The following is a 24,621-nucleotide window of genomic DNA, read 5'->3' on the forward strand; positions in this document are numbered from 1 at the left end:
GATGATATGGATACGTCACTGGCTGAGGAAGTACAGCAGACCATGGCAACACTTGCGCCCAATCGCTTTTTCTTTATGTCGCCGTATCGCAGTTTTACGACGTCAGGATGTTTCGCCCGCTTCGATGAACCGGCTGTGAATGGGGATTCGCCCGACAGTCCCTTCCAGCAAAAACTCGCCGCGCTGTTTGCCGATGCCAAAGCGCAGGGCATCAAAAATCCGGTGATGGTCGGGGCGATTCCTTTCGATCCACGTCAGCCTTCGTCGCTGTATATTCCTGAATCCTGGCAGTCGTTCTCCCGTCAGGAAAAACAAGCTTCCGCACGCCGTTTCACCCGCAGCCAGTCGCTGAATGTGGTGGAACGCCAGGCAATTCCGGAGCAAACCACGTTTGAACAGATGGTTGCCCGCGCCGCCGCACTTACCGCCACGCCGCAGGTCGACAAAGTGGTGTTGTCACGGTTGATTGATATCACCACTGACGCCGCCATTGATAGTGGCGTATTGCTGGAACGGTTGATTGCGCAAAACCCGGTTAGTTACAACTTCCATGTCCCGCTGGCAGATGGTGGCGTTCTGCTGGGGGCCAGCCCGGAACTGCTGCTACGTAAAGACGGTGAGCGTTTTAGCTCCATTCCGTTAGCCGGTTCCGCGCGTCGTCAGCCGGATGAAGTGCTCGATCGCGAAGCGGGTAATCGTCTACTGGCGTCAGAAAAAGATCGCCATGAACATGAACTGGTGACTCAGGCGATGAAAGAGGTACTGCGCGAACGCAGTAGTGAGTTACACGTTCCCTCCTCTCCACAATTGATTACCACGCCGACGCTGTGGCATCTCGCAACTCCCTTTGAAGGTAAAGCGAATTCGCAAGAAAACGCACTGACTCTGGCCTGTCTGCTGCATCCGACCCCCGCGCTGAGCGGTTTCCCGCATCAGGCCGCGACCCAGGTTATTGCTGAACTGGAGCCGTTCGACCGCGAACTGTTTGGCGGCATTGTGGGTTGGTGTGACAGCGAAGGTAACGGCGAATGGGTGGTGACCATCCGCTGCGCGAAGCTGCGGGAAAATCAGGTGCGTCTGTTTGCCGGAGCGGGGATTGTGCCTGCGTCGTCACCGTTGGGTGAGTGGCGCGAAACAGGCGTCAAACTTTCTACCATGTTGAATGTTTTTGGATTGCATTAAGGAGCGAGGATGAGCATTCCATTCACCCGCTGGCCGGAAGAGTTTGCCCGTCGCTATCGGGAAAAAGGCTACTGGCAGGATTTGCCACTGACCGACATTCTGACTCGCCACGCTGCGAGTGATAGCATCGCGGTTATCGACGGCGAGCGGCAGTTGAGTTATCGGGAGCTGAATCAGGCGGCGGATAACCTCGCCTGTAGTTTGCGCCGTCAGGGCATTAAACCTGGTGAAACCGCGCTGGTACAACTGGGTAACGTCGCTGAACTTTACATTACCTTTTTCGCGCTGCTGAAACTGGGCGTCGCGCCGGTGCTGGCGCTGTTCAGCCATCAGCGTAGTGAACTGAACGCCTACGCCAGCCAGATTGAACCGGCGTTACTGATTGCCGATCGCCAACATGCGCTGTTTAGCGGGGATGATTTCCTCAATACTTTCGTCACAGAACATTCCTCCATTCGCGTGGTGCAGCTACTCAACGACAGCGGTGAGCATAACTTGCAGGATGCGATTAACCATCCGGCAGACGGTTTTACTGCCACGCCGTCACCTGCTGATGAAGTGGCCTATTTCCAGCTTTCCGGCGGCACCACCGGCACACCGAAACTGATCCCGCGCACACATAACGACTACTACTACAGCGTGCGTCGTAGCGTCGAGATTTGTCAGTTCACACAACAGACACGTTACCTGTGCGCGATCCCGGCGGCTCATAACTACGCCATGAGTTCGCCGGGATCGCTGGGGGTATTTCTCGCTGGCGGCACTGTCGTTCTGGCGGCCGATCCCAGCGCCACGCTCTGTTTCCCATTGATTGAAAAACATCAGGTGAACGTTACCGCGCTGGTGCCGCCGGCAGTCAGCCTGTGGTTGCAGGCGCTGACCGAAGGCGAAAGCCGGGCGCAGCTTGCCTCGCTGAAACTGTTACAGGTCGGCGGCGCACGTCTTTCTGCCACCCTTGCGGCGCGTATTCCCGCTGAGATTGGCTGTCAGTTGCAGCAGGTGTTTGGCATGGCGGAAGGGCTGGTGAACTACACCCGACTTGATGATAGCGCGGAGAAAATTATCCATACCCAGGGTTACCCAATGTGTCCGGACGATGAAGTGTGGGTTGCCGATGCCGAAGGAAATCCACTGCCGCAAGGGGAAGTCGGACGCCTGATGACGCGCGGTCCGTACACCTTCCGCGGCTATTACAAAAGCCCGCAGCACAATGCCAGCGCCTTTGATGCCAACGGTTTTTACTGTTCCGGCGATCTGATCTCTATTGATCCAGAGGGTTACATCACCGTACAGGGGCGCGAGAAAGATCAGATCAACCGTGGCGGCGAGAAGATCGCTGCCGAAGAGATCGAAAACCTGTTGCTGCGCCATCCGGCGGTGATCTACGCCGCACTGGTCAGTATGGAAGATGAGCTGATGGGCGAAAAAAGCTGTGCTTATCTGGTAGTAAAAGAGCCGCTGCGCGCGGTGCAGGTGCGTCGTTTCCTGCGTGAACAGGGTATTGCCGAATTTAAATTACCGGATCGCGTGGAGTGTGTAGATTCACTTCCACTGACGGCGGTCGGGAAAGTCGATAAAAAACAATTACGTCAGTGGCTGGCGTCACGCGCATCAGCCTGAAGGAGAGAACACGATGGCTATTCCAAAATTACAGGCTTACGCACTGCCGGAGTCTCACGATATTCCGCAGAATAAAGTCGACTGGGCCTTTGAACCGCAACGTGCCGCGTTGTTAATCCATGATATGCAGGACTATTTTGTCAGCTTCTGGGGTGAGAACTGCCCGATGATGGAGCAGGTGATCGCGAATATTGCTGCGCTACGCGACTACTGCAAACAGCACAATATCCCGGTTTATTACACCGCCCAGCCGAAAGAGCAGAGCGATGAAGATCGGGCGCTGTTGAATGATATGTGGGGGCCAGGCCTGACCCGTTCGCCGGAGCAGCAAAAGGTGGTGGATCGCCTGACGCCAGATGCCGACGACACGGTGCTGGTGAAGTGGCGCTACAGCGCGTTTCATCGTTCTCCGCTGGAGCAAATGCTCAAAGAGAGTGGGCGTAACCAGCTGATTATTACAGGGGTATATGCCCACATTGGCTGTATGACCACCGCAACCGACGCATTTATGCGCGATATTAAACCGTTTATGGTGGCGGATGCGCTGGCCGATTTCAGCCGTGACGAGCATTTGATGTCGCTGAAATATGTGGCCGGACGTTCTGGCCGGGTGGTGATGACCGAAGAATTACTGCCAGCACCTGGCCCAGCCAGCAAAGCGGCGCTGCGTAAGGTGATCCTGCCGTTGCTGGACGAGTCCGATGAACCGTTCGATGACGACAACCTGATCGACTACGGTCTGGATTCGGTGCGCATGATGGCGCTGGCGGCGCGCTGGCGCAAAGTGCATGGCGATATCGACTTTGTCATGCTGGCGAAAAAACCGACCATCGACGCCTGGTGGAAGCTACTCTCCCGCGAGGTGAAATAATGGATTTCAGCGGTAAAAATGTCTGGGTAACAGGCGCGGGGAAAGGTATCGGCTACGCCACGGCGCTGGCATTTGTTGAGGCTGGAGCGAAAGTTACAGGTTTTGATCAAGCGTTCACTCAGGAGCAATATCCCTTTGCGACCGAAGTGATGGATGTTGCCGATGCTGCGCAGGTGGCGCAGGTATGTCAGCGACTGTTAGCTGAAACGGAGCGACTGGACGTGCTGGTCAATGCGGCGGGAATTTTGCGCATGGGCGCGACAGACCAACTGAGCAAAGAGGACTGGCAGCAGACTTTTGCGGTTAACGTCGGCGGTGCGTTTAACCTGTTTCAGCAAACCATGAACCAGTTTCGCCGTCAGCAGGGCGGGGCGATTGTCACTGTGGCGTCCGACGCCGCACACACGCCGCGTATTGGTATGAGTGCTTATGGCGCATCGAAAGCGGCGCTGAAAAGCCTGGCGTTGAGCGTCGGGCTGGAACTGGCGGGTAGCGGCGTGCGCTGTAATGTGGTTTCGCCTGGCTCCACCGACACCGATATGCAACGCACGCTGTGGGTGAGCGATGACGCCGAAGAACAGCGTATTCGCGGCTTTGGCGAGCAGTTTAAACTCGGCATTCCGCTGGGGAAAATCGCCCGTCCACAAGAGATCGCCAACACGATTTTGTTCCTCGCCTCTGACCTCGCCAGCCATATCACCCTACAGGATATTGTGGTAGATGGCGGCTCAACGCTGGGGGCATAAGCATGATCTGGAAACGCCATTTAACGCTCGACGAACTGAACGCCACCAGCGATAACACAATGGTGGCGCATCTGGGGATTGTATATACCCGTCTGGGCGATGATGTGCTGGAAGCCGAAATGCCGGTTGATACCCGTACTCATCAGCCGTTTGGCCTGCTGCATGGCGGCGCGTCGGCGGCGCTGGCTGAAACGCTGGGATCGATGGCCGGATTTATGATGACCCGTGACGGGCAGTGTGTGGTGGGCACGGAACTTAACGCCACCCATCATCGCCCGGTGTCTGAAGGCAAGGTACGCGGCGTCTGCCAGCCGCTGCATCTTGGGCGGCAAAATCAGAGCTGGGAAATCGTCGTTTTCGATGAACAGGGGCGGCGTTGCTGCACTTGTCGGCTGGGTACGGCAGTTTTGGGATGAGCCCGACAGAATTAAATGAGATTGCAGGAAAACTCGGTTAACGGAGTGATCGAGTTAACATTGTTAAGTTAAATATTGGTTTCAACTCCGATTTACATGGTTGCCGTGTTGTTAAATCGTACAAAGATGTTATAGAAACAAAATGTAACATCTCTATGGACACGCACACGGATAACAACTATGAACAAATCAGGGAAATACCTCGTCTGGACAGTGCTCTCTGTAATGGGAGCATTTGCTCTGGGATACATTGCTTTAAATCGTGGGGAACAGATCAACGCGCTGTGGATTGTGGTGGCGTCGGTCTGTATCTATCTGATCGCTTACCGTTTTTATGGGCTGTATATCGCCAAAAATGTGCTGGCGGTTGACCCGACGCGTATGACGCCAGCGGTGCGCCATAACGACGGGCTGGACTATGTGCCGACGGACAAGAAAGTGCTGTTCGGTCACCATTTTGCGGCCATTGCCGGAGCAGGTCCGTTGGTTGGGCCGGTACTGGCGGCGCAAATGGGTTACCTGCCAGGGATGATCTGGCTACTCGCCGGGGTGGTTCTCGCCGGTGCAGTGCAGGATTTCATGGTGCTGTTTGTTTCTACGCGTCGTGACGGTCGCTCGCTGGGTGAGCTGGTCAAAGAAGAGATGGGGCCAACCGCCGGGGTGATAGCGCTGGTGGCCTGCTTTATGATCATGGTCATTATCCTTGCAGTACTGGCGATGATCGTGGTGAAAGCCCTGACTCATAGCCCGTGGGGAACGTATACCGTTGCGTTCACCATTCCGCTGGCGATTTTTATGGGAATCTACCTGCGCTATCTGCGTCCGGGGCGTATTGGCGAAGTGTCAGTGATTGGCCTGGTGTTCCTGATTTTTGCCATTATCTCTGGCGGCTGGGTGGCAGAAAGCCCGACCTGGGCACCGTACTTTGACTTTACCGGCGTGCAGCTGACCTGGATGCTGGTGGGCTACGGTTTTGTGGCGGCGGTGCTGCCGGTGTGGTTACTGCTGGCCCCGCGTGACTACCTCTCTACCTTCCTGAAAATCGGGACTATCGTCGGTCTGGCGGTAGGCATTTTGATTATGCGTCCGACGCTGACCATGCCTGCGCTGACCAAATTTGTCGATGGCACTGGCCCGGTATGGACCGGTAATCTGTTCCCGTTCCTGTTTATCACCATCGCCTGTGGCGCGGTGTCAGGCTTCCATGCGCTGATCTCTTCCGGCACCACGCCGAAGATGCTGGCGAACGAAGGGCAGGCTTGTTTTATCGGCTACGGTGGAATGTTAATGGAATCCTTCGTGGCGATTATGGCGCTGGTTTCCGCCTGTATCATCGATCCGGGCGTTTACTTTGCCATGAACAGCCCAATGGCGGTGCTGGCTCCGGCAGGGACGGCGGATGTGGTCGCTTCTGCCGCGCAGGTGGTGAGTAGCTGGGGCTTTAGCATTACACCAGATACGCTCAACCAGATTGCCAGCGAAGTGGGTGAACAGTCGATCATTTCCCGTGCGGGCGGTGCGCCGACGTTGGCGGTGGGGATGGCTTACATCCTGCACGGCGCGCTGGGCGGTATGATGGATGTAGCGTTTTGGTATCACTTCGCCATTCTGTTTGAAGCTCTGTTTATTCTGACGGCGGTAGATGCGGGTACGCGTGCTGCGCGCTTTATGTTGCAGGATCTGCTGGGCGTGGTGTCTCCTGGCCTGAAGCGGACCGATTCACTGCCTGCTAACCTGCTGGCAACGGCGCTGTGCGTACTGGCGTGGGGCTACTTCCTCCATCAGGGCGTGGTCGATCCGCTGGGCGGTATTAACACTCTGTGGCCGCTGTTTGGTATTGCCAACCAGATGCTGGCAGGGATGGCGCTGATGCTCTGTGCCGTGGTGTTGTTCAAGATGAAACGTCAACGTTACGCCTGGGTGGCGCTGGTACCAACGGCCTGGCTGCTGATTTGTACCCTGACCGCTGGCTGGCAGAAAGCGTTTAGCCCGGATGCGAAAGTCGGCTTCCTGGCCATTGCTAATAAGTTCCAGGCAATGATCGACAGCGGCAATATTCCGTCGCAGTATACTGAGTCACAGCTGGCGCAACTGGTGTTCAACAACCGTCTGGATGCCGGGTTAACCATCTTCTTTATGGTGGTCGTGGTGGTTCTGGCGCTGTTCTCGATTAAGACGGCACTGGCGGCATTGAAAGATCCGAAGCCAACGGCGAAAGAAACGCCGTATGAGTCAATGCCGGAAAATGTCGAGGAGATCGTGGCGCAGGCAAAAGGCGCACACTAAAGTCAGAGTGAGGGGGGATGTTGGCGAATGTTGGCATAGTGCCGAGGGTTCCTCCTCACCCTAACCCTCTCCCCGATGGGGCGAGGGGACTGACCGAGCGCGTTGATAGCATTTGTAGGCCGGATAAGGCGTTCACGCCGCATCCGGCACTCTTTCAGCAACATGGTTAGCGGAGGCCAAGATGTTTGATTCACTGGCAAAAGCCGGAAAATATTTAGGTCAGGCGGCGAAGCTGATGATTGGTATGCCTGATTACGACAACTATGTCGAACATATGCGGGTTAACCATCCCGATCAAACGCCGATGACCTACGAAGAGTTTTTCCGTGAGCGGCAGGACGCGCGCTACGGTGGAAAAGGCGGCGCGCGCTGCTGCTAAATTTGCACGTCAGGCTTTAAACGATTCCACTTTTTCGAACGCTGCACGCAACGTATCTGGTGTCAGCGTGACTGGCAGGTAATGAATGGATTCCACCGGACGCAGGGTGTGGGTAATCACTTTGTCGATCTCCGCATGATTATTGATATCCACTTCCAGCTCCGCCAGCGTGGTCGGCAGATGAAAACGCTGATACGCCCCGGTTAATTGCGCCAGCACATCATCCTGACCCAGCAAGGCGCTTTGTACCAGAATGCCATAAGCGACTTTGGTGCCGTGGAGAAATTTCTCGGTTTGCGGCAGGACAGTCAGACCGTTATGCACGGCATGAGCCGCCGCCACACGCGTAAAACGATCGCCCAGACCACCGACCATCCCACCACCAGCAATAATAGCATCCACCACATCGCAAAATGATTGCGTTAACTGTTGATTTTGCTGATCGCTCAGCGCCTGTTCGCTACTGTTTAACAATACGTCGCGAATGGCCTGCGCATTATTGATCCCCAGTCGCACGGTTAGCGGCAACGTTTCTGGTTGCGGAGCCAGCACCACCGCTTCATACCATTTCGCCAGCGTGTCACCGATCCCCGCCAGCAGATATTGTTGCGGTGCATTGAGGATAATCTCCGGTTCCACCAGCACCATAAAATTGGCGTCGTCGAAAATCTCATAATGCAGCGCCTGTCCGGCATCGTTATACCAGACGGAGAGCGGTGTCCAGGCTGCGCAGGTGGCGGCGATCGTCGGAGCGGCAACAAATGGCAGACCGAGACGGCGGGCGAGGGCTTTCGCGGTGTCGAGCAGTGCGCCGCCGCCGACGCCAATCACCACGCTGCGATCGTCACCGGACTCAGCCGCCAGTTGCTGTACATCGCTTTCGCTGCAATGACCACGAAACAAAATATGCTTTGCCGCTGGAAGTCCAAACGCTGGCGGAAGTTTGGTTTGCGCCGCAGCAATGGCGCGTTTGCCGTAGATCCACACCGCGCGAGAAAGTTGTTCATCAGTGAAAAAATCGTGCAGGTGATTGAAACTTCCTGGATGTGAAAAGTAGTTAGCCGGGCCGACGACCACGCGGATAGGATTGTGAGGCATGTTGTGTTGTCCTTATTGTTTTATTTAGACATCTAAACGTCTTGATTGCCAAATACTAGCATCGTGTTATAGTGCCTTCAACACGCAACTTCGTCAGGTACAATAAAAATGACAAATAACCCTCTGATTCCACAAAGCAAACTTCCACAACTTGGCACCACTATTTTCACCCAGATGAGCGCGCTGGCGCAGCAACACCAGGCGATTAACCTGTCGCAAGGCTTTCCTGATTTTGATGGTCCGCGCTATTTACAGGAGCGGCTGGCGTACCACGTTGCCCAGGGGGCAAACCAATACGCGCCCATGACCGGCGTGCAGGCCTTGCGCGAGGCGATTGCTCAGAAAACGGAACGTTTGTATGGCTATCAACCAGATGCCGATAGCGATATCACCGTAACGGCAGGGGCGACGGAAGCGTTATACGCGGCGATTACCGCACTGGTGCGCAATGGCGATGAAGTGATTTGTTTTGATCCCAGCTATGACAGTTACTCCCCCGCCATCGCGCTTTCTGGGGGAATAGTGAAGCGTATGGCACTGCAACCACCGCATTTTCGCGTTGACTGGCAGGAATTTGCCGCATTATTAAGCGAGCGCACCAGACTGGTGATCCTCAACACTCCGCATAACCCCAGTGCAACTGTCTGGCAGCAGGCTGATTTCGCCGCTTTGTGGCAGGCGATCGCCGGGCACGAGATTTTTGTCATTAGCGATGAAGTCTACGAGCACATCAACTTTTCACAACAGGGCCATGCCAGTGTGCTGGCGCATCCGCAGCTGCGTGAGCGGGCAGTGGCGGTTTCTTCATTTGGCAAGACCTATCATATGACCGGCTGGAAAGTGGGTTATTGTGTTGCGCCAGCGCCCATCAGCGCCGAAATTCGCAAGGTACATCAGTATCTGACCTTTTCGGTGAATACCCCGGCACAGCTGGCGCTTGCTGATATGCTACGTGCAGAACCTGAGCATTATCTTGCGTTACCGGACTTTTATCGCCAGAAGCGCGATATTCTGGTGAATGCTTTAAATGAAAGCCGGCTGGAGATTTTACCGTGTGAAGGTACATACTTTTTGCTGGTGGATTACAGCGAGGTTTCTACCCTGGATGATGTTGAGTTTTGCCAGTGGCTGACGCAGGAGCACGGCGTAGCGGCGATTCCGCTGTCGGTGTTTTGCGCCGATCCCTTCCCACATAAACTGATTCGTCTCTGTTTTGCCAAGAAGGAATCGACGTTGCTGGCAGCAGCTGAACGCCTGCGCCAGCTTTAGTTATTTAACCGTCCAGGCGCGGGAATATTGACGGTCGGCAAACAGCTCTTGCAGGCCGTTAATTTGCTTCAGGCGCAGCACTTCGTCGCTGTCCATTCCTAGCTCTTTGCCAATTTTATTATCGTCCCATCCCAACTGGCTAAGTTCACGGACGATTTCCGACATGGCGGTGATTTGATGGCGTCCACGAGCGCGATTATGACGAATAGTCGCGGCGATGCGTTGATTACGCGTACCTTCCAGACAGGTCACCGGCAAATAACCTTTTAAGCGTAATTTTAATGATGATGAGCCTTTACCAATTTCATGGCGGTGAAAACCATCCACGATTTCCAGGGCATTTTTATCCGTATGCGTGACCACAATGGGTTGGGTAAAACCATCTATTTCAATGGATTTTTTCAGCAGTTTTTTTTCGGGTGGTGCCACGTTGTTTGGGTTGTAATCATTAGGTATAAGTTGGCTGTTTTTAACCCACAGAACGCAATCCACTGGCTCTTCACGAAAGGGGCTAACCTGATGGATCGCCATGCGGATTTCATTAATCGCTTTGATGCGATCATCTTCCGGCAAGCTGGCGAGAAATTGCGTTAAATCCTGCGTTAATCGTTGTTGCATAGTATCCCCCATTCCTGACGTTTTCCTTTTATCCGTTCGTTATAACGCTGATAGTTCTTCGCTTTCGTAGGACTAAATGATAATGCCCGACACCAGTAATCGTTATTGAGTAAAACTTTGCATATCCGCCGCCAGGAGGGGATATCTTTCGCGCCAATGTCCCCTTGCTGGGTTTGTGGAACCTCGATGCCTTTTTTCTGATACCAGTGCAAATAAATGGCGATTTTATTGCGGTAATGCTCAGCTGTTTTTTCCGGCATGCTATTGAGCAGCAATAATGCATATTCTTGCCAGTCTAAATGTTCTGGCTTGAGGATTTTCCGATGCCCATAGAAATGATTATCATGTCCGGCGTAAATGCCGCCACTTTTTACCCCGCTGACTCGTGCGCACATAGCAGCCCAGCGATCCGGTTCGATAACGTGATAGAGCCATAATCCTTGTCGTTGCTCCGGGCCAAAAGGTTCGCAAATTCGCATATGACGCAGAGGAACGCCTGCCTGATACATTAGGTTATACAGTGGGTTGCAGAGACTTTGATGATTTGCATACCAGGTCCAGATATCAGCCACTTTCCAGTCGTAAATGGGGTAAATGTACCAGCTATGACCGCCTGGTGCGGCCGTAGTCCAGGGTTTATCGTCGGCAAAACGTTGTTTATTTAAACTGGCGATGGCGACAAAACGGTTGTAGGACTCATCCGCACGGATGCCGATCATCATCGCCGCCGGACGTTTTTGTGAAAACCATTCGGCAAACTCACGTACAAATTGTTCGAAGGTCATGCCTGGCTGGTAAAAGGAGAAAAAGTCAGGGTCGGTTATCGCATCTTGGGGAGGTTGACGTACCCATTCGACATCAGGTTCCCAGCACTGCCATTCGGGTTGGTATTGTGAAAGGGAATTTTGCGTCGTAAGCGGGAGCGCAACCCAGTAAAACTCTTCGATGACATCGGTGTACAACTCGCGCAGGGACTGAACATAGTTAATGGTGCAAGAGAATTGCGCCTCCCAGTCGATAAACAAAACGCAGATTTTTTTGCCCATTTGTCGGGCAAGTTCGGCTGTCAGATGCAGCATTAAACCAGAGTCTTTGCCGCCAGAAAATGAGACACAAACGCGGGGTAGGGTGTTGAGTGTCCAGGTAATACGCTCTCGTGCAGCTTCCAGAATATTGAGCGGAAGAGGAATTTTATAAATAGACATCTGAAGACGCTCTCTGAACGTTACAGGGTGATCAGTGAGATAAGTCTGTTAATTATAAAGTAAACACTGTAAAGCAGAGTGTTTTATTTTTCATTCGCGCTGTGAATAAATAGATGAAAGTTATAGTAGCTGTCTGTAGTTATATATCAAAAACTCTCATTTAGACGGTCAATAAATCGGGAGAACACCAAATTATTTAAAGAAGATTTATTATAGGAAATGTAAAGCTTTATTGAAGGTAACGGATGTTCTAGTTTTATCTCTTTTAAATTAAGAAAGTCACGGTAGGAATTATAAAGTTCATAGGGGACTATTCCCAGTAAATCTGTAACTGCAATGCTATTAATGATTGTCAGCAAAGAGGAACCACGAAATGAGATTTTGCGATTCATAAATCTCTCGTCTATTTCCATTTGAATATCATCAACCCCTGCTGATTTAGATATTAATTGGGTGAACTCTTCTGCCATAATTTGTTCATAAGTGCTATTGTCAGTAATTCGTGGATGCCTATTACTACAAATTAGAGTATTGCGAATCGTATGCAATGGCATGCAAATGACGGAACGGCTGATCACTGGCATTTGGGTGATCACCAGATCGGCTTTGCGGTGAACCAACAGTTCTTCAGCATTCTCTGCTGACATGAGGATATCATGGCACTCAATCTCGACAGAGGCATCTTGCCGTAGGCAGCGGATCAGCATACTATTATTAGAGCAAGAAATGAGCTGAGGGCCGTAAATAATAAAGTTTTTCTTTAGTTCGGACTTATTGACTATATTAATTGTTTGTTCAAGGCCTTTGAGGTTTTTCTCAAGATGGTGATGCAGATTCAACCCTGTTGTCGTCGGCGCGATACCTTTTCCTGAGCGAATGAATAAAGGGTCATTAAATTGCGCACGTAAGCGTTGTAACGACTGGCTCACGGCTGATGGGGTGATATATAGTGATTCAGCAGCTTTGCTAATGCTTAAATGCTGGTAAATACACTCAAATATGACAAGAAGGTTTAAGTCGAACTTTTTCAAGTCGTAGAGATTGGCCATACACTACTCCGGTTATATTTTTCTTCCATGGTATATTCACTTAATCAATGTTTTTTGCGTATATATTTTTATTGATTATATTTTTTTGCTTAACTCAGGATTAAGTTTTTCTAAAATAGCATAGCCACTTAGGGCAGAGCGAGCAATTCATGCTTTTTTAGGATGGTTGAAAAGCAGGGATGTATTTCAACCATCCATGAATTATCTTTTATTTATTCCCCATAATGATATTAAGCGTTTTCTGATCGGGCAACCCCACGGCCTGTTGCAGCGTATTTTCCTTACTCATGTAATAGATCGCTGGTGTGACATTTGCCCCCAGATCGTCCATGAGTTTCTCGTTGGCGCTTAACACTTTCATTTGTTCTGTACTTACGTTTGCAGGCACGTTTAGCTTAAGCTTGCCACCAGAGGATTCATATTCTTGCCAGGTTTTTGCGGGATCTTTGGAGGCAAGAATTGCCGCTGCTGTCGCCGGGCTTTCTGGCTTGATAACCCCAACCAACAATGTTCTTAATTGCACTTTGCCAGAATCTACCCACGGGCGCGCCTGCTGCCAGAACTGTTTACAATATGGGCAGAACGGATCGGCGAACACGTAGACAATGACCGGCGCATCTTTTTTACCGTCGAGGAGCCAGTGGGATTGTTCCATCCGTTGCCACATTTCGCGTCCGGCTGGTGCGTAAATTTCTTTTTCGATAAGTGTGTTACTCAGGTTTTCACCTTTCTCGTTGTACATGTAACCAGAGATAGCGTGCTTACCATCTGGAGTCAGGTAGATGGTGACGCCCATATCCTGATACTTTCCGAGATAACCTTTCATTCCTCCGGGGGCATCGAATGTTTTGATGATTGTAATGCCCTGTTTTTCAATCGCTTTTACTGGAGCAGGAAGTTCCTCTGCGAAGGCGATTGCAGGAAGCAGAGCCAGTAAAAGTATCTTTTTTAACATTAATTTGTCCTTTTCAGTCAGTGCAAAAGTCGAGTAAAAGGCATAACCTATCACTGTCATAGGTAAGAGCTTAGATCAGGTGATTGCCCTTTGTTTATGAGGGTGTTGTAATCCATGTCGTTGTTGCATTTGTAAGGGCAACACCTCAGCCTGCAGGCAGGCACTGAAGATACCAAAGGGTAGTTCAGATTACACGGTCACCTGGAAAGGGGGCCATTTTACTTTTTATCGCCGCTGGCGGTGCAAAGTTCACAAAGTTGTCTTACGAAGGTTGTAAGGTAAAACTTATCGATTTGATAATGGAAACGCATTAGCCGAATCGGCAAAAATTGGTTACCTTACATCTCATCGAAAACACGGAGGAAGTATAGATGTCCTTGATTAACACCAAAATTAAACCTTTTAAAAACCAGGCATTCAAAAACGGCGAATTCATCGAAATCACCGAAAAAGATACCGAAGGCCGCTGGAGCGTCTTCTTCTTCTACCCGGCTGACTTTACTTTCGTATGCCCGACCGAACTGGGTGACGTTGCTGACCACTACGAAGAACTGCAGAAACTGGGCGTAGACGTATACGCAGTATCTACCGATACTCACTTCACCCACAAAGCATGGCACAGCAGCTCTGAAACCATCGCTAAAATCAAATATGCGATGATCGGCGACCCGACTGGCGCCCTGACCCGTAACTTCGACAACATGCGTGAAGATGAAGGTCTGGCTGACCGTGCGACCTTCGTTGTTGACCCGCAGGGTATCATCCAGGCAATCGAAGTTACCGCTGAAGGCATTGGCCGTGACGCGTCTGACCTGCTGCGTAAAATCAAAGCAGCACAGTACGTAGCTTCTCACCCAGGTGAAGTTTGCCCGGCTAAATGGAAAGAAGGTGAAGCAACTCTGGCTCCGTCTCTGGACCTGGTTGGTAAAATCTAAATTTCCTTCGTCTTTCGCGCTACCAACTCCGGCGCGAAATACTTCGGAAATTCACCTAATTCTTCGGGTGCTGCGGCACCCGATTTTCTTCCCCGCACCATGATGCAAGCTGCATCCAGGTAGCCGCAGAGGCCGCTTGCATGATGATGTTTAAAGCCCAGGAGATAAACATGCTCGACACAAATATGAAAACTCAACTCAAGGCTTACCTTGAGAAATTGACCAAGCCTGTTGAGTTAATTGCCACGCTGGATGACAGCGCTAAATCGGCAGAAATCAAGGAACTGTTGGCTGAAATCGCAGAACTGTCAGACAAAGTCACCTTTAAAGAAGATAACAGCTTGCCGGTGCGTAAGCCGTCTTTCCTGATCACCAACCCAGGTTCCAACCAGGGGCCACGTTTTGCAGGCTCCCCGCTGGGCCACGAGTTCACCTCGCTGGTACTGGCGTTGCTATGGACCGGTGGTCATCCGTCGAAAGAAGCGCAGTCTCTGCTGGAGCAGATTCGCCATATTGACGGTGATTTTGAATTCGAAACCTATTACTCGCTCTCTTGCCATAACTGCCCGGACGTGGTGCAGGCGCTGAACCTGATGAGCGTACTGAACCCGCGCATCAAGCACACTGCAATTGACGGCGGCACCTTCCAGAACGAAATCACCGATCGCAACGTGATGGGCGTTCCGGCAGTGTTCGTAAACGGGAAAGAGTTTGGTCAGGGCCGCATGACGTTGACTGAAATCGTTGCCAAAATTGATACGGGCGCGGAAAAACGTGCGGCAGAAGAGCTGAACAAGCGTGATGCTTATGACGTATTAATCGTTGGTTCCGGCCCGGCGGGTGCAGCTGCAGCAATTTACTCCGCACGTAAAGGCATCCGTACCGGTCTGATGGGCGAACGTTTTGGTGGTCAGATCCTCGATACCGTTGATATCGAAAACTACATTTCTGTACCGAAGACTGAAGGGCAGAAGCTGGCAGGCGCACTGAAAGTTCACGTTGATGAATACGACGTTGATGTGATCGACAGCCAGAGCGCCAGCAAACTGATCCCAGCAGCAGTTGAAGGTGGTCTGCATCAGATTGAAACAGCTTCTGGCGCGGTACTGAAAGCACGCAGCATTATCGTGGCGACCGGTGCAAAATGGCGCAACATGAACGTTCCTGGCGAAGATCAGTATCGCACCAAAGGCGTGACCTACTGCCCGCACTGCGACGGCCCGCTGTTTAAAGGCAAACGCGTAGCGGTTATCGGCGGCGGTAACTCCGGCGTGGAAGCGGCAATTGACCTGGCGGGTATCGTTGAGCACGTAACGCTGCTCGAATTTGCGCCAGAAATGAAAGCCGACCAGGTTCTGCAGGACAAACTGCGCAGCCTGAAAAACGTCGACATTATTCTGAATGCGCAAACCACGGAAGTGAAAGGCGACGGCAGCAAAGTCGTTGGTCTGGAATATCGAGATCGTGTCAGCGGCGATATTCACAACATCGAACTGGCCGGTATTTTCGTCCAGATTGGTCTGCTGCCGAACACCAACTGGCTGGAAGGCGCAGTCGAACGTAACCGCATGGGTGAGATTATCATTGATGCGAAATGCGAAACCAACGTCAAAGGCGTATTCGCAGCGGGTGACTGTACGACGGTTCCGTACAAGCAGATCATCATCGCCACTGGCGAAGGTGCCAAAGCCTCTCTGAGTGCTTTTGACTACCTGATTCGCACCAAAACTGCATAAGAAGAAGTAAGATTCACCTGCAATTGCTTAGCCGCCGGGGTCAAACCTGGCGGCTTTTTTATGGCATTAAAAAGCCCTGCCGGGATGGCTCCGGGCAGGGCGGGATATTTATTCTGGCAATTAACGCACAACCAGCACCGGCAGATTGGCATGGCGGATCACGCTCGAGGCGTTAGAACCTAACAGATGGGTCGAAATCGATGGGTTGCGAGAACCAATAACTACAACATCAGCCCCCAGTTCTTCTGCCAACTCATTGACTTCATCCCGCACGCTACCAAAACGGACATGTTGTTTAATGCGGGAAGGATCGATGGTGAAGTGGCTGACCATCGTTTGCAGACGTTCTTCTGCTTCATGTTGCAGATGCTCTTCAAAACGACGCACATCAGCGGCAAAACGGTGCAGGCTCAGGCTGGCTGACCCGGGTAGTACGTGAAGTAGATGAATAACTCCGTCATCCTGGGCGAGGAATTCAGCGTGGCGAACAGCTTTGTCGCTCAATTCCATTTCAAATACATCAACTGGCATAATGATTGTCTTATACATAACCCTTTCTCCCTGTTAATCATGAACAAATCATTCGCCATGATTATAATATTTATCCCTGATATTTGTCTGGTTCTTTTTCCTTACGAACGGTTTCTGTGATTAATATATTCTCACTGAACACCAGGAATTCTCCCAAAACCTGCGGTACCGCCCGTTTTCCCGCTGTGATAGCTACCCTTAAAGACTGACTCTTTTTTGAACTGTCTCTGGAGGTTGCATGAAAGCATTGACTTATCACGGCCCACATCACGTTCAGGTAGAAAATGTTCCCGATCCGGGCATTGAACAGGCAGATGATATTATTCTGCGTATTACGGCAACGGCGATCTGTGGCTCTGACCTCCATCTTTATCGAGGCAAAATACCCCAGGTTAAACATGGCGATATTTTTGGTCATGAATTTATGGGGGAAGTCGTTGAAACCGGAAAGGACGTAAAAAATTTGCAAAAAGGCGACCGGGTGGTAATTCCGTTTGTCATTGCTTGTGGCGACTGTTTTTTCTGTCGATTACAGCAATATGCCGCCTGCGAAAATACCAATGCGGGTAAAGGCGCTGCGCTCAATAAAAAACAGATACCAGCTCCCGCGGCATTGTTTGGTTATAGTCACCTGTATGGCGGCGTTCCTGGTGGGCAGGCGGAATATGTCCGCGTCCCTAAAGGGAATGTGGGGCCGTTTAAAGTACCGCCTTTGCTTTCAGATGATAAAGCCCTTTTCCTTTCTGATATTCTGCCAACGGCATGGCAGGCAGCAAAAAATGCGCAGATCCAACAAGGTTCAAGCGTTGCAGTCTATGGTGCCGGTCCAGTGGGATTGTTGACAATCGCCTGTGCACGGTTGCTCGGTGCGGAACAGATTTTTGTTGTTGATCATCATCCCTACCGCTTGCGTTTCGCCGCTGACCGCTACGGCGCGATCCCGATTAATTTCGATGAAGATAGCGATCCGGCACAGTCAATTATTGAACAAACGGCAGGTCACCGGGGCGTGGATGCAGTAATAGACGCCGTCGGTTTTGAAGCGAAAGGCAGCACCACGGAAACGGTGCTGACTAACCTGAAACTGGAGGGCAGCAGCGGTAAAGCGTTGCGCCAGTGTATTGCGGCGGTCAGGCGTGGCGGCATTGTTAGCGTACCGGGCGTCTACGCTGGATTTATTCACGGTTTCCTGTTTGGCGACGCCTTTGATAAAGGGTTGACGTTTAAAATGGGACAGACCCACGTTCACGCATGGCTGGGAGAATTATTACCGTTAATTGAGAAAGGATTACTGAAACCAGAAGAAATTGTTACCCACTATATGCCGTTTGAAGAGGCCGCCCGGGGATATGAGATTTTCGAAAAACGTGAAGAGGAGTGCCGTAAGGTGATTCTGGTACCCGGTGCACAAAGCGCAGAGGCGGCGCAGAAGGCGGTTTCAGGTCTGGTGAATGCGATGCCGGGGGGAACAATATGATCGTCAGGAGTGGTTTTCGAGGTAAAGGACAGCCATGACGATAATCGCCGCCATAATCAGAAATCCTATCAGGATGTAAAATGCTTCTGCCATGGTTATTCCCACAAACGAAACGGAATAATTTTGCAGCAAAAGTGAACAGTGAGAACCAGGAAAAATTGCTGATTTTGCGTAAAGAGGATGCGCGTGCATCCTCTGGGCAAAGCGAGTTATCGCTTGTGCAGATGGGATTAAAGCAGGTAGTCGCCAGCAGCTTCTGGCTGGTATTCGAGTTCCAGCACTTCAAGGTGGGTTGCAACGCCGCCCGGAAGTTCCCAGTGAATGGAATCGCCAACGCGCAGCCCCAGCAGTGCGGCACCTACCGGAGCCATAACGGAAAGCTGAGTATTGCTATCGGTCATTTTTGCCGGATACACCAGCGTGCGCACACGCACTTCGCCATCGCTAAGATTGCGGAATTTAACCCGGCTGTTCATTGTCACCACGTCGTGTGGCATCTCTTCTGGCGAACACATTTGGGCGCGATCCAACTCTGCGTTTAACGCGTCGGCGATTGGCAAACCAGCATAGGCGGGTTGCTCCAGCAGAATATCGATGCGTTCGGCATCCAGGTCGTTAATGATGATAGTTGGTCTGGACATTTTTACTCCATGTCGTCGGTACTGCGAGTGTCGCAGATAAACATACCCAAAAGAAAACCCTCACCGTCAGGCGGCGAGGGTTTAACTCACATGATGATACTGACTGTTGCTCACTCTTTGAAGTGATTTGCGTCACATTCAGGGAATTCCTCAATGCAGCGCATTATGTATAATTCTTAATCGTCATGGTTATGGAAGACGAATTAGCGTGTTTTGTAAATCAGAGGATTAATAACCCGCTTTATCAATCACAAAGGTTTTGCCACAGTTACCTGGGTGAGGTTGTGGCAAGAATGAGTTTGCAGAAAGCGGAGCGTTGATGGCGTCAGCTTTGATCGAGATCTGAATTTCAGTCAAATACGCAGGGTTACCCTGGCACGTTAGCTTAACTGCTTTCACGTTCTCTTTTCCCCAGCTTTTGGCAAAGGCGGCGTCAAAGTCACGGCGGCTCACTGTTTTACCGTAATTATCCGCAAGGAATTTTCCGGCTTCGCTCTCTTTAATTTCTTGATTCAGGCGTACCATCGTACCGAAGTATGCGTCCGGATCAAAACCAAAGCAGGCACCGTGTTTGGCATATTCGTAGCGTTCCAGGCAGGAACGTCCGCCAGCTCCTGGCATGACTTCACTTAGTTTAGCGGCCGTTTCCAGTGATAATCCGGTTTCCGGCGATGAACACATCCGGCTGGCGCGCGCTTCTGGTAGATTCGGGATTGGGCGAGTAGCGCAACCGAAGCGCATCCAGCGGCGTTCATCAACACCACGGGCAGCGACCGATTTAGGCAATCCTGGCCACAGACCATGTACGGTCAGAAAATCAGCTTTGTTGGTCGTTTCGGTTTGCAGGCGACATTCATCTCGTTCGTTACGATTTCGATCGTGTTGACTCTGGCAAAATCCGGTTTGCCAGGAGAGGGCCAGGACATAGCGATCAAAATCGCCATACTGTTTTGCCTGCAACGCTACGGCGTTGGCAGAAGAGAAGGGAAGCAGAGAAACCGCGAGCAACGCGGCGTTACGCCAGAATGCTTTCATAATGGGTGTGGAACTCATACATACACTGAATACTATCTATTAAATCATAAAAAAGCCCGCCAGGTGGGCTTACCTGGCGGGCGTGATGATTTATTCAGCGTTTGGCGAACGTATTAGTTCCACATAGCGAGAATCGGCCAGCCAACCAACAGCAACATAGAGATGTAAATCACCCCGAAGATTGCGCCAAGACGCCAGTAATCTTTTGATTTCACATAGCCACAGCCGTAAATAATCACCCCAGGACCGGTTGCATACGGCGTCAGACAGCCCATGATACCAATAGACAGCACCAGCAGGATACACAGTTGTTCCATTGGTACGCCCGGAATACCTTTACCGACGGCCAGAATAACCGGCAGCATGGTTGCGGTGTGCGCAGACAGGCTGGCAAACAGGTAGTGTGCAAAGTAGAACACCAGAACCAGTACAATCACCGTTGCGTTTGGTGAGAATCCTTCCAGGTGCGTACTCATGGTACCGGCGAACCAGTCAATAAAACCAGAACGAGTCAGGCCGTTAGCCATCACAACCAGAGTTGCCAGGTTGACCAGCGTGTTCCATGCGCTGTTATAGCGGGTAATGTCTTTCCACGGCACAACGTGCAGGGCCAGCATTAGCGAAACTGCCAGCAGACCAACCGCAGTAGCATTAATGACTTCACTGCCAAATACCCACAAACCTAAGCTGAGCAATACAAGGCCAATCAGTGTCCACTCTCTGCGTGTCAGCGCACCCATGGTTTTCAGTTCATCACCCGCCCAGGTTGCCACTTCTTCACTGTGTGTGATTTCCGGTTTGTACAGCACGTAGGAAAGCCACGGCGCAATGATAAGCAAGATAACCCCAACCGGCAGGAAGCAGAGGAACCACTGCAACCAGCTAATCTGGATACCGGCAATTTTGCTGACGAACTCCAGACCCAGCACGTTTGGTGCCGCACCGGTGACAAACATGGACGAACTCAGACTGGTACTAATGACCATCATCCACATCAAATAGCCGCCAATACGACGCGCGGACGGATCGTTCGGGAATGATTTAAACAGCGGCGGCAGGTTTTTAATGACCGGAAAAACCGTACCCCCGGTACGCGCGGTGTTGGACGGTGTAAACGGTGCCAGCAGAATGTCGATAATGACAATCGCATAACCCAACGTCAGCGTGCGTTTGCCCATGAATTTCACCAGGAAAAGGGCAATGCGACGACCTAACCCGGAAACTTCATACCCTAATGCAAAAATAAATGCGCCAAATACCAGCCATACCGTGGTGCTGGAAAAACCAGCCAGACCCCATTTCAGCGCCTGTTTTTGCGCATTAAACGCTGGGTCAGCTAATTCTTTGGCATCAAAGAGCAGGTAATTACTGCCAATAACGCAAATAGTAACCGCAATAAAACTGATCGCTGTTGCCGGAATTGGCTCGAGGATCATGCCGACAATCATTGCCACAAACACAGCGAAGTAATGCCATGCCTGCGGCGGCATACCGTCGGGGACAGGGATAAGAAACATGACGCCCATCACCACCAGTGGGGCCAATAGTTTCCATATATTATCTTTTGCTAAAGACATACGGGTTCTCCGAAAATTAATATTTCAAAATTTATCAAGTGCTTAAATAATTAAATCTGTGCTAAAAACCAGGTAAGGATCAGCAGGTCGGCACTGCCGCCTGGACTGAGATTTCGTTCGATACACTCCCTGTCGAACTGCCGGAGATAATCGAGATCGGCGGGGGTTCGAATGCCCCCTTTTTGCAATAATGTTTGCGCCTCGCGCTGTAGCCAGCGCAGGCCCCCCTCGCCACCGCGCGACGCAACGTTGGTATCGCCGTTGATCGCCATCAGTAGGAGCAAGGTATCGAGCAATGCCAGTTCAGGATCTAACCCCTGATCCAGCAGAGTGAGGTAATGCGGCAAGGCGTGGTTGATCACCAGTGGATAACCCGCTTCGGCTTCACCGCGTGCGCCGGTAAGGCCAAGCTGCTGGTACAACCGTTGACCTGCCGTCAGTTGTGAATTATTGGTACGCAGTTCGCGATCGGTCAGGCCACGGCAGAAACTTGCCGCCGTAGAACAAACGGTTGTTGGCGTTACCGGCTGGTTGAGCTGAAGCAAACGGCCAATTGCCGCACATAGCAGCCCTAAAGAAAAAATGCTGCCTTTATGCGTGTTTACGCCCGCAGTAGCGCGGAACATATCACCTTCGCAAGCCATACCAATTGGGCGTAATCCGTGGAGTACCGCTTCTGGTGCCATTTCTGCACTACAGGCACCAAATTCAATGAAACGGGGTAACCAGCCCTGAATCGCCAGCGCGCTGCGGTGGAAATCTTCCAGCGCCATATCTTTGTGCGCACCGCAGTTAATCCGATCCACGAGGCCTGGTTTCGGTGACAGATTGACTTCAGTCAGCATGGCGCGCCAGCCCAGCAGGGCGTACTCATCGATTAATGACGTCGCAAGCTTTGTGGTTTTAGTTGACGTTGCAGGCATCGACATCGTTCAGCAGTGCCTCCATGCGGTTGAGTAAATCGGTCAGTTGATGGGTTTTTCCACGCGCGCAGACGGCTGCGCTTTGCTCGCACAACAGGCAGCGGCGAGGCGGCAGTGAATAGTCGCGGCGGGAGAGAATTTCGCCTTCGGGCGTCAGGACATCGATATCCCATAACCGCCCGAGAGGATGACTATGTTCAAGCTCAATGGTGGCGAGCTTGAGGTCGCGAGCCGGGGCGGCAATGCTCAACATGCCCTCCGGCCCGCTGGCGGAAACCAGTGCAGCCTGCTCCTGAATTTGCCAGCCCTGTTTTGCGGCTAAGGCACACAAGGCGGTCACGCCATGATTAAAAATTCGGCGTGTGACCTCGCTGTCTTTAATCGGCCCAGGCGCAACCACGGTAAAGGAGACCAGTGGAACAGGATGGCGCTTGAGCCAGGCGTGTTGCCGTGCTTGCCTTTCATCCCGGCTGACGAGCAGCTCGGGAATTGACACCGCATGGTGGCTGGCGAGTTCAGGAAGCAGGTGCATGGCTTATTCCTTCACCTGATGCACAACATCGATCACCGAGCCATCGCGGTAACGCACAACGGCAACGACGCGGTCGGTGAATTCAATCGGCTGTGGTTCACCGGTCAGCAGACGCGCACGTTCGCGCAGCCACTCAATGGAAACCACTTTAATGCCCGCTTCCTGCAGACGTTCTGCTAGTTCCGGACGTGCCGGGTTAACTGCGATACCGTGGTCTGTGACCAGAATATCGACACTGGAGCCCGGGGTGATGCAGGTCAGCACGTTATCCACCAGAGTCGGAATACGGCCGCGTACCAGCGGTGCGACGATGATGGAAAGCGCAGAGGCAATTGCGGTATCGCAGTGACCACCGGAAGCGCCGCGCAGTACGCCGTCAGAGCCGGTCAGCACGTTAACGTTGAACTGGGTGTCAATTTCCAGCGCGCTCAGTACCACCACGTCGAGACGATCAACCGATGCGCCTTTCGAACCCCAGTTAGCGTACTGGTTGGCGCTGATTTCGATGTGATTGGGGTTACGGGCCAGCGATTGCGCAGCATGGCTGTCAAAGCTCTGCACATCCAGCAGTTTGCGGATCAGACCTTTTTCGTGCAGGTCAACCATCGTTGCAGTAATACCGCCGAGGGCGAAGTCGGCGCGAATATCGCGGCTACGCATTTTGTCTTCCAGGAAACGGGTTACCGCCAGCGATGCGCCACCGGTACCGGTTTGCATGGAGAAACCTTCTTTGAAGTAGCCAGAGTTGACAATCACATCCGCAGCGCTACGGGCAATAAGCAGTTCGCGCGGGTTAGTGGTCATACGGGTCGCACCAGCGCCGATTTTTGCAGCATCGCCAACGCGATCAACTTTGACGATCAGATCAACCTGATCTTGTTCAATGCTTGCCGGATTATGCGGATAAGGCAGCAGTTCTTCGGTAAGCATCACGACCTGTTTTGCGTTGTCGGCATCAACCATTGCATAGCCGAGGGAGCCGCAGCAGGCTTTACCGGTGTAGCCGTTGGCATTACCGAATTCATCACAGGACGGGACGCCGAGGAAAGCCACGTCGATATTCAGTTCGCCGCTCTGTACCAGATGCACACGACCGCCGTGAGAGTGGATCTGCACCGGTTCTGCCAGCAGACCACGGGAGATCTCTTCCGCCAGTGGACCACGCAGGCCGGAGGTATAAATGCGGGTAACCACGCCCTGGCGAATGTGTTCTACCAGCGGCGCATGGCAATCACTCAGGGAGCTGGACGCCAGGGTCAGGTTTTTAAAGCCCATCTTCGCGATGACGTCCATCACCATATTGACGGTCAGGTCACCGCCACGGAAAGCGTGATGGAAGGAAACCGTCATGCCGTCCTGTAAACCTGAGCGACGAATCGCTTCTTCCAGGTTGGCGCACAGTTTGCGATCGCGCGCTTTTTCAGCCTGGTAGGTTTGCTTTGGCGAGTTTTGGAAAGCGGCAAGATCGCATTCAGCGCGACGATTCCAGGCCGCTACCCGTTCTTGTCGTTGAGATTGTTCAATTTTCTGCGTCATTTTG

24 protein-coding genes are annotated in these 24,621 nt (G+C 52.0%); 11 read left to right on the forward strand and 13 right to left on the reverse strand.

What is annotated here, in order from left to right; genetic code table 11:
* Positions 1–6 precede the first annotated feature (6 nt).
* The 7 genes from entC (at position 7) to ACJHW7_RS16500 (ending at position 7,500) form a co-directional block, all read left to right on the forward strand.
* The gene (gene entC, locus ACJHW7_RS16470; protein ID WP_000381303.1) at positions 7–1,182 is read left to right on the forward strand and encodes an isochorismate synthase EntC; all 1,176 of its coding nucleotides are present in this window, start codon (positions 7–9) and stop codon (positions 1,180–1,182) included.
* A gap of 9 nt (positions 1,183–1,191) precedes the next feature.
* Positions 1,192–2,802 carry a (2,3-dihydroxybenzoyl)adenylate synthase EntE gene (gene entE, locus ACJHW7_RS16475; RefSeq protein WP_000026811.1) on the forward strand — a complete coding sequence of 537 codons (1,611 nt, stop codon included), beginning with the start codon at positions 1,192–1,194 and terminating at the stop codon, positions 2,800–2,802.
* 13 nt (positions 2,803–2,815) lie between these two features.
* Complete coding sequence (gene entB, locus ACJHW7_RS16480; protein WP_021556581.1) at positions 2,816–3,673, forward strand: enterobactin biosynthesis bifunctional isochorismatase/aryl carrier protein EntB; 858 nt, start codon at positions 2,816–2,818, stop codon at positions 3,671–3,673.
* Positions 3,673–4,419 carry a 2,3-dihydro-2,3-dihydroxybenzoate dehydrogenase EntA gene (gene entA / locus ACJHW7_RS16485; RefSeq protein ID WP_000347654.1) on the forward strand — a complete coding sequence of 249 codons (747 nt, stop codon included), beginning with the start codon at positions 3,673–3,675 and terminating at the stop codon, positions 4,417–4,419. Before entB ends, entA begins: the two co-directional genes overlap by 1 nt.
* 2 nt (positions 4,420–4,421) lie before the next feature.
* Positions 4,422–4,835, forward strand: coding sequence for a proofreading thioesterase EntH (entH, locus tag ACJHW7_RS16490; RefSeq protein ID WP_000637953.1), 414 nt, complete (start codon positions 4,422–4,424; stop codon positions 4,833–4,835).
* A 180-nt stretch (positions 4,836–5,015) separates the two neighbouring features.
* On the forward strand, positions 5,016–7,121 hold the full coding sequence (cstA, locus tag ACJHW7_RS16495) for a pyruvate/proton symporter CstA (protein ID WP_001043135.1): 2,106 nt from the start codon (positions 5,016–5,018) through the stop codon (positions 7,119–7,121).
* Between the two features lie 181 nt (positions 7,122–7,302).
* On the forward strand, positions 7,303–7,500 hold the full coding sequence (locus ACJHW7_RS16500) for a YbdD/YjiX family protein (protein WP_000460431.1): 198 nt from the start codon (positions 7,303–7,305) through the stop codon (positions 7,498–7,500).
* Between the two features lie 9 nt (positions 7,501–7,509).
* Here the strand turns inward: ACJHW7_RS16500 and hcxA are convergent, their stop codons facing one another.
* Positions 7,510–8,598 (reverse strand): hydroxycarboxylate dehydrogenase HcxA, encoded by a 1,089-nt coding sequence (gene hcxA, locus ACJHW7_RS16505; protein WP_001120431.1) that lies wholly within the window; start codon positions 8,596–8,598, stop codon positions 7,510–7,512.
* A 108-nt stretch (positions 8,599–8,706) separates the two neighbouring features.
* Between hcxA and ybdL the strand changes: the two genes are divergently transcribed.
* A complete protein-coding gene (ybdL, locus tag ACJHW7_RS16510) occupies positions 8,707–9,867 on the forward strand; it encodes a methionine-oxo-acid transaminase (protein ID WP_000183940.1) in 1,161 nt (386 codons plus the stop codon).
* On the opposite strand, the gene ACJHW7_RS16515 is transcribed toward ybdL, so the two are convergent.
* From ACJHW7_RS16515 to dsbG, 4 genes are all read right to left on the reverse strand, one after another.
* The gene (locus ACJHW7_RS16515) at positions 9,868–10,497 is read right to left on the reverse strand and encodes an IbrB-like domain-containing protein (RefSeq protein ID WP_072847848.1); all 630 of its coding nucleotides are present in this window, start codon (positions 10,495–10,497) and stop codon (positions 9,868–9,870) included.
* Entirely contained in the window at positions 10,470–11,690 is a 1,221-nt protein-coding gene (locus ACJHW7_RS16520) for a phosphoadenosine phosphosulfate reductase (RefSeq protein ID WP_000029824.1), read from the reverse strand. The genes ACJHW7_RS16515 and ACJHW7_RS16520 overlap by 28 nt, the downstream gene beginning before the upstream one ends.
* Positions 11,691–11,836: 146 nt before the next feature.
* Positions 11,837–12,739, reverse strand: a complete 903-nt coding sequence (citR, locus tag ACJHW7_RS16525) for a DNA-binding transcriptional repressor CitR (RefSeq protein ID WP_000002452.1) — start codon at positions 12,737–12,739, stop codon at positions 11,837–11,839.
* Positions 12,740–12,947: 208 nt separating this feature from the next.
* Positions 12,948–13,694, reverse strand: coding sequence for a thiol:disulfide interchange protein DsbG (gene dsbG, locus ACJHW7_RS16530; protein ID WP_001342038.1), 747 nt, complete (start codon positions 13,692–13,694; stop codon positions 12,948–12,950).
* Between the two features lie 371 nt (positions 13,695–14,065).
* On the opposite strand from dsbG, the gene ahpC reads away from it, so the two are divergent.
* Together ahpC and ahpF are read left to right on the forward strand one after the other, a co-directional pair.
* Positions 14,066–14,629, forward strand: a complete 564-nt coding sequence (gene ahpC / locus ACJHW7_RS16535) for an alkyl hydroperoxide reductase subunit C (protein WP_000052796.1) — start codon at positions 14,066–14,068, stop codon at positions 14,627–14,629.
* 170 nt (positions 14,630–14,799) lie between these two features.
* Positions 14,800–16,365 carry an alkyl hydroperoxide reductase subunit F gene (ahpF, locus tag ACJHW7_RS16540; RefSeq protein WP_000887629.1) on the forward strand — a complete coding sequence of 522 codons (1,566 nt, stop codon included), beginning with the start codon at positions 14,800–14,802 and terminating at the stop codon, positions 16,363–16,365.
* A 120-nt stretch (positions 16,366–16,485) separates the two neighbouring features.
* Here the strand turns inward: ahpF and uspG are convergent, their stop codons facing one another.
* Positions 16,486–16,914 (reverse strand): universal stress protein UspG, encoded by a 429-nt coding sequence (uspG, locus tag ACJHW7_RS16545; RefSeq protein ID WP_000278505.1) that lies wholly within the window; start codon positions 16,912–16,914, stop codon positions 16,486–16,488.
* A gap of 220 nt (positions 16,915–17,134) precedes the next feature.
* Here uspG and ACJHW7_RS16550 point away from each other — a divergent pair, with 220 nt between their 5' ends.
* A complete protein-coding gene (locus tag ACJHW7_RS16550; protein WP_000646142.1) occupies positions 17,135–18,373 on the forward strand; it encodes a zinc-dependent alcohol dehydrogenase in 1,239 nt (412 codons plus the stop codon).
* A gap of 3 nt (positions 18,374–18,376) precedes the next feature.
* On the opposite strand, the gene yldA is transcribed toward ACJHW7_RS16550, so the two are convergent.
* The 7 genes from yldA to citF form a co-directional block, all read right to left on the reverse strand.
* Entirely contained in the window at positions 18,377–18,466 is a 90-nt protein-coding gene (gene yldA / locus ACJHW7_RS16555) for a small membrane protein YldA (RefSeq protein WP_000796528.1), read from the reverse strand.
* A 137-nt stretch (positions 18,467–18,603) separates the two neighbouring features.
* A complete protein-coding gene (rnk, locus tag ACJHW7_RS16560; protein WP_000089731.1) occupies positions 18,604–19,014 on the reverse strand; it encodes a nucleoside diphosphate kinase regulator in 411 nt (136 codons plus the stop codon).
* A gap of 228 nt (positions 19,015–19,242) precedes the next feature.
* Positions 19,243–20,049 carry a ribonuclease I gene (gene rna / locus ACJHW7_RS16565; protein ID WP_001295857.1) on the reverse strand — a complete coding sequence of 269 codons (807 nt, stop codon included), beginning with the start codon at positions 20,047–20,049 and terminating at the stop codon, positions 19,243–19,245.
* Between the two features lie 113 nt (positions 20,050–20,162).
* Positions 20,163–21,626, reverse strand: coding sequence for a citrate/succinate antiporter CitT (gene citT, locus ACJHW7_RS16570; RefSeq protein ID WP_000050323.1), 1,464 nt, complete (start codon positions 21,624–21,626; stop codon positions 20,163–20,165).
* A 50-nt stretch (positions 21,627–21,676) separates the two neighbouring features.
* Positions 21,677–22,555 (reverse strand): triphosphoribosyl-dephospho-CoA synthase CitG, encoded by an 879-nt coding sequence (gene citG / locus ACJHW7_RS16575; protein ID WP_000062457.1) that lies wholly within the window; start codon positions 22,553–22,555, stop codon positions 21,677–21,679.
* The gene (citX, locus tag ACJHW7_RS16580) at positions 22,530–23,081 is read right to left on the reverse strand and encodes a citrate lyase holo-[acyl-carrier protein] synthase (protein WP_000550403.1); all 552 of its coding nucleotides are present in this window, start codon (positions 23,079–23,081) and stop codon (positions 22,530–22,532) included. The genes citG and citX overlap by 26 nt, the downstream gene beginning before the upstream one ends.
* A gap of 3 nt (positions 23,082–23,084) precedes the next feature.
* Positions 23,085–24,617 carry a citrate lyase subunit alpha gene (gene citF, locus ACJHW7_RS16585; protein ID WP_000192245.1) on the reverse strand — a complete coding sequence of 511 codons (1,533 nt, stop codon included), beginning with the start codon at positions 24,615–24,617 and terminating at the stop codon, positions 23,085–23,087.
* Positions 24,618–24,621: the final 4 nt, after the last annotated feature.

The sequence above is a fragment of the Escherichia sp. WS1152 genome (assembly GCF_046487665.1).
Lineage (GTDB): Bacteria > Pseudomonadota > Gammaproteobacteria > Enterobacterales > Enterobacteriaceae > Escherichia > Escherichia coli.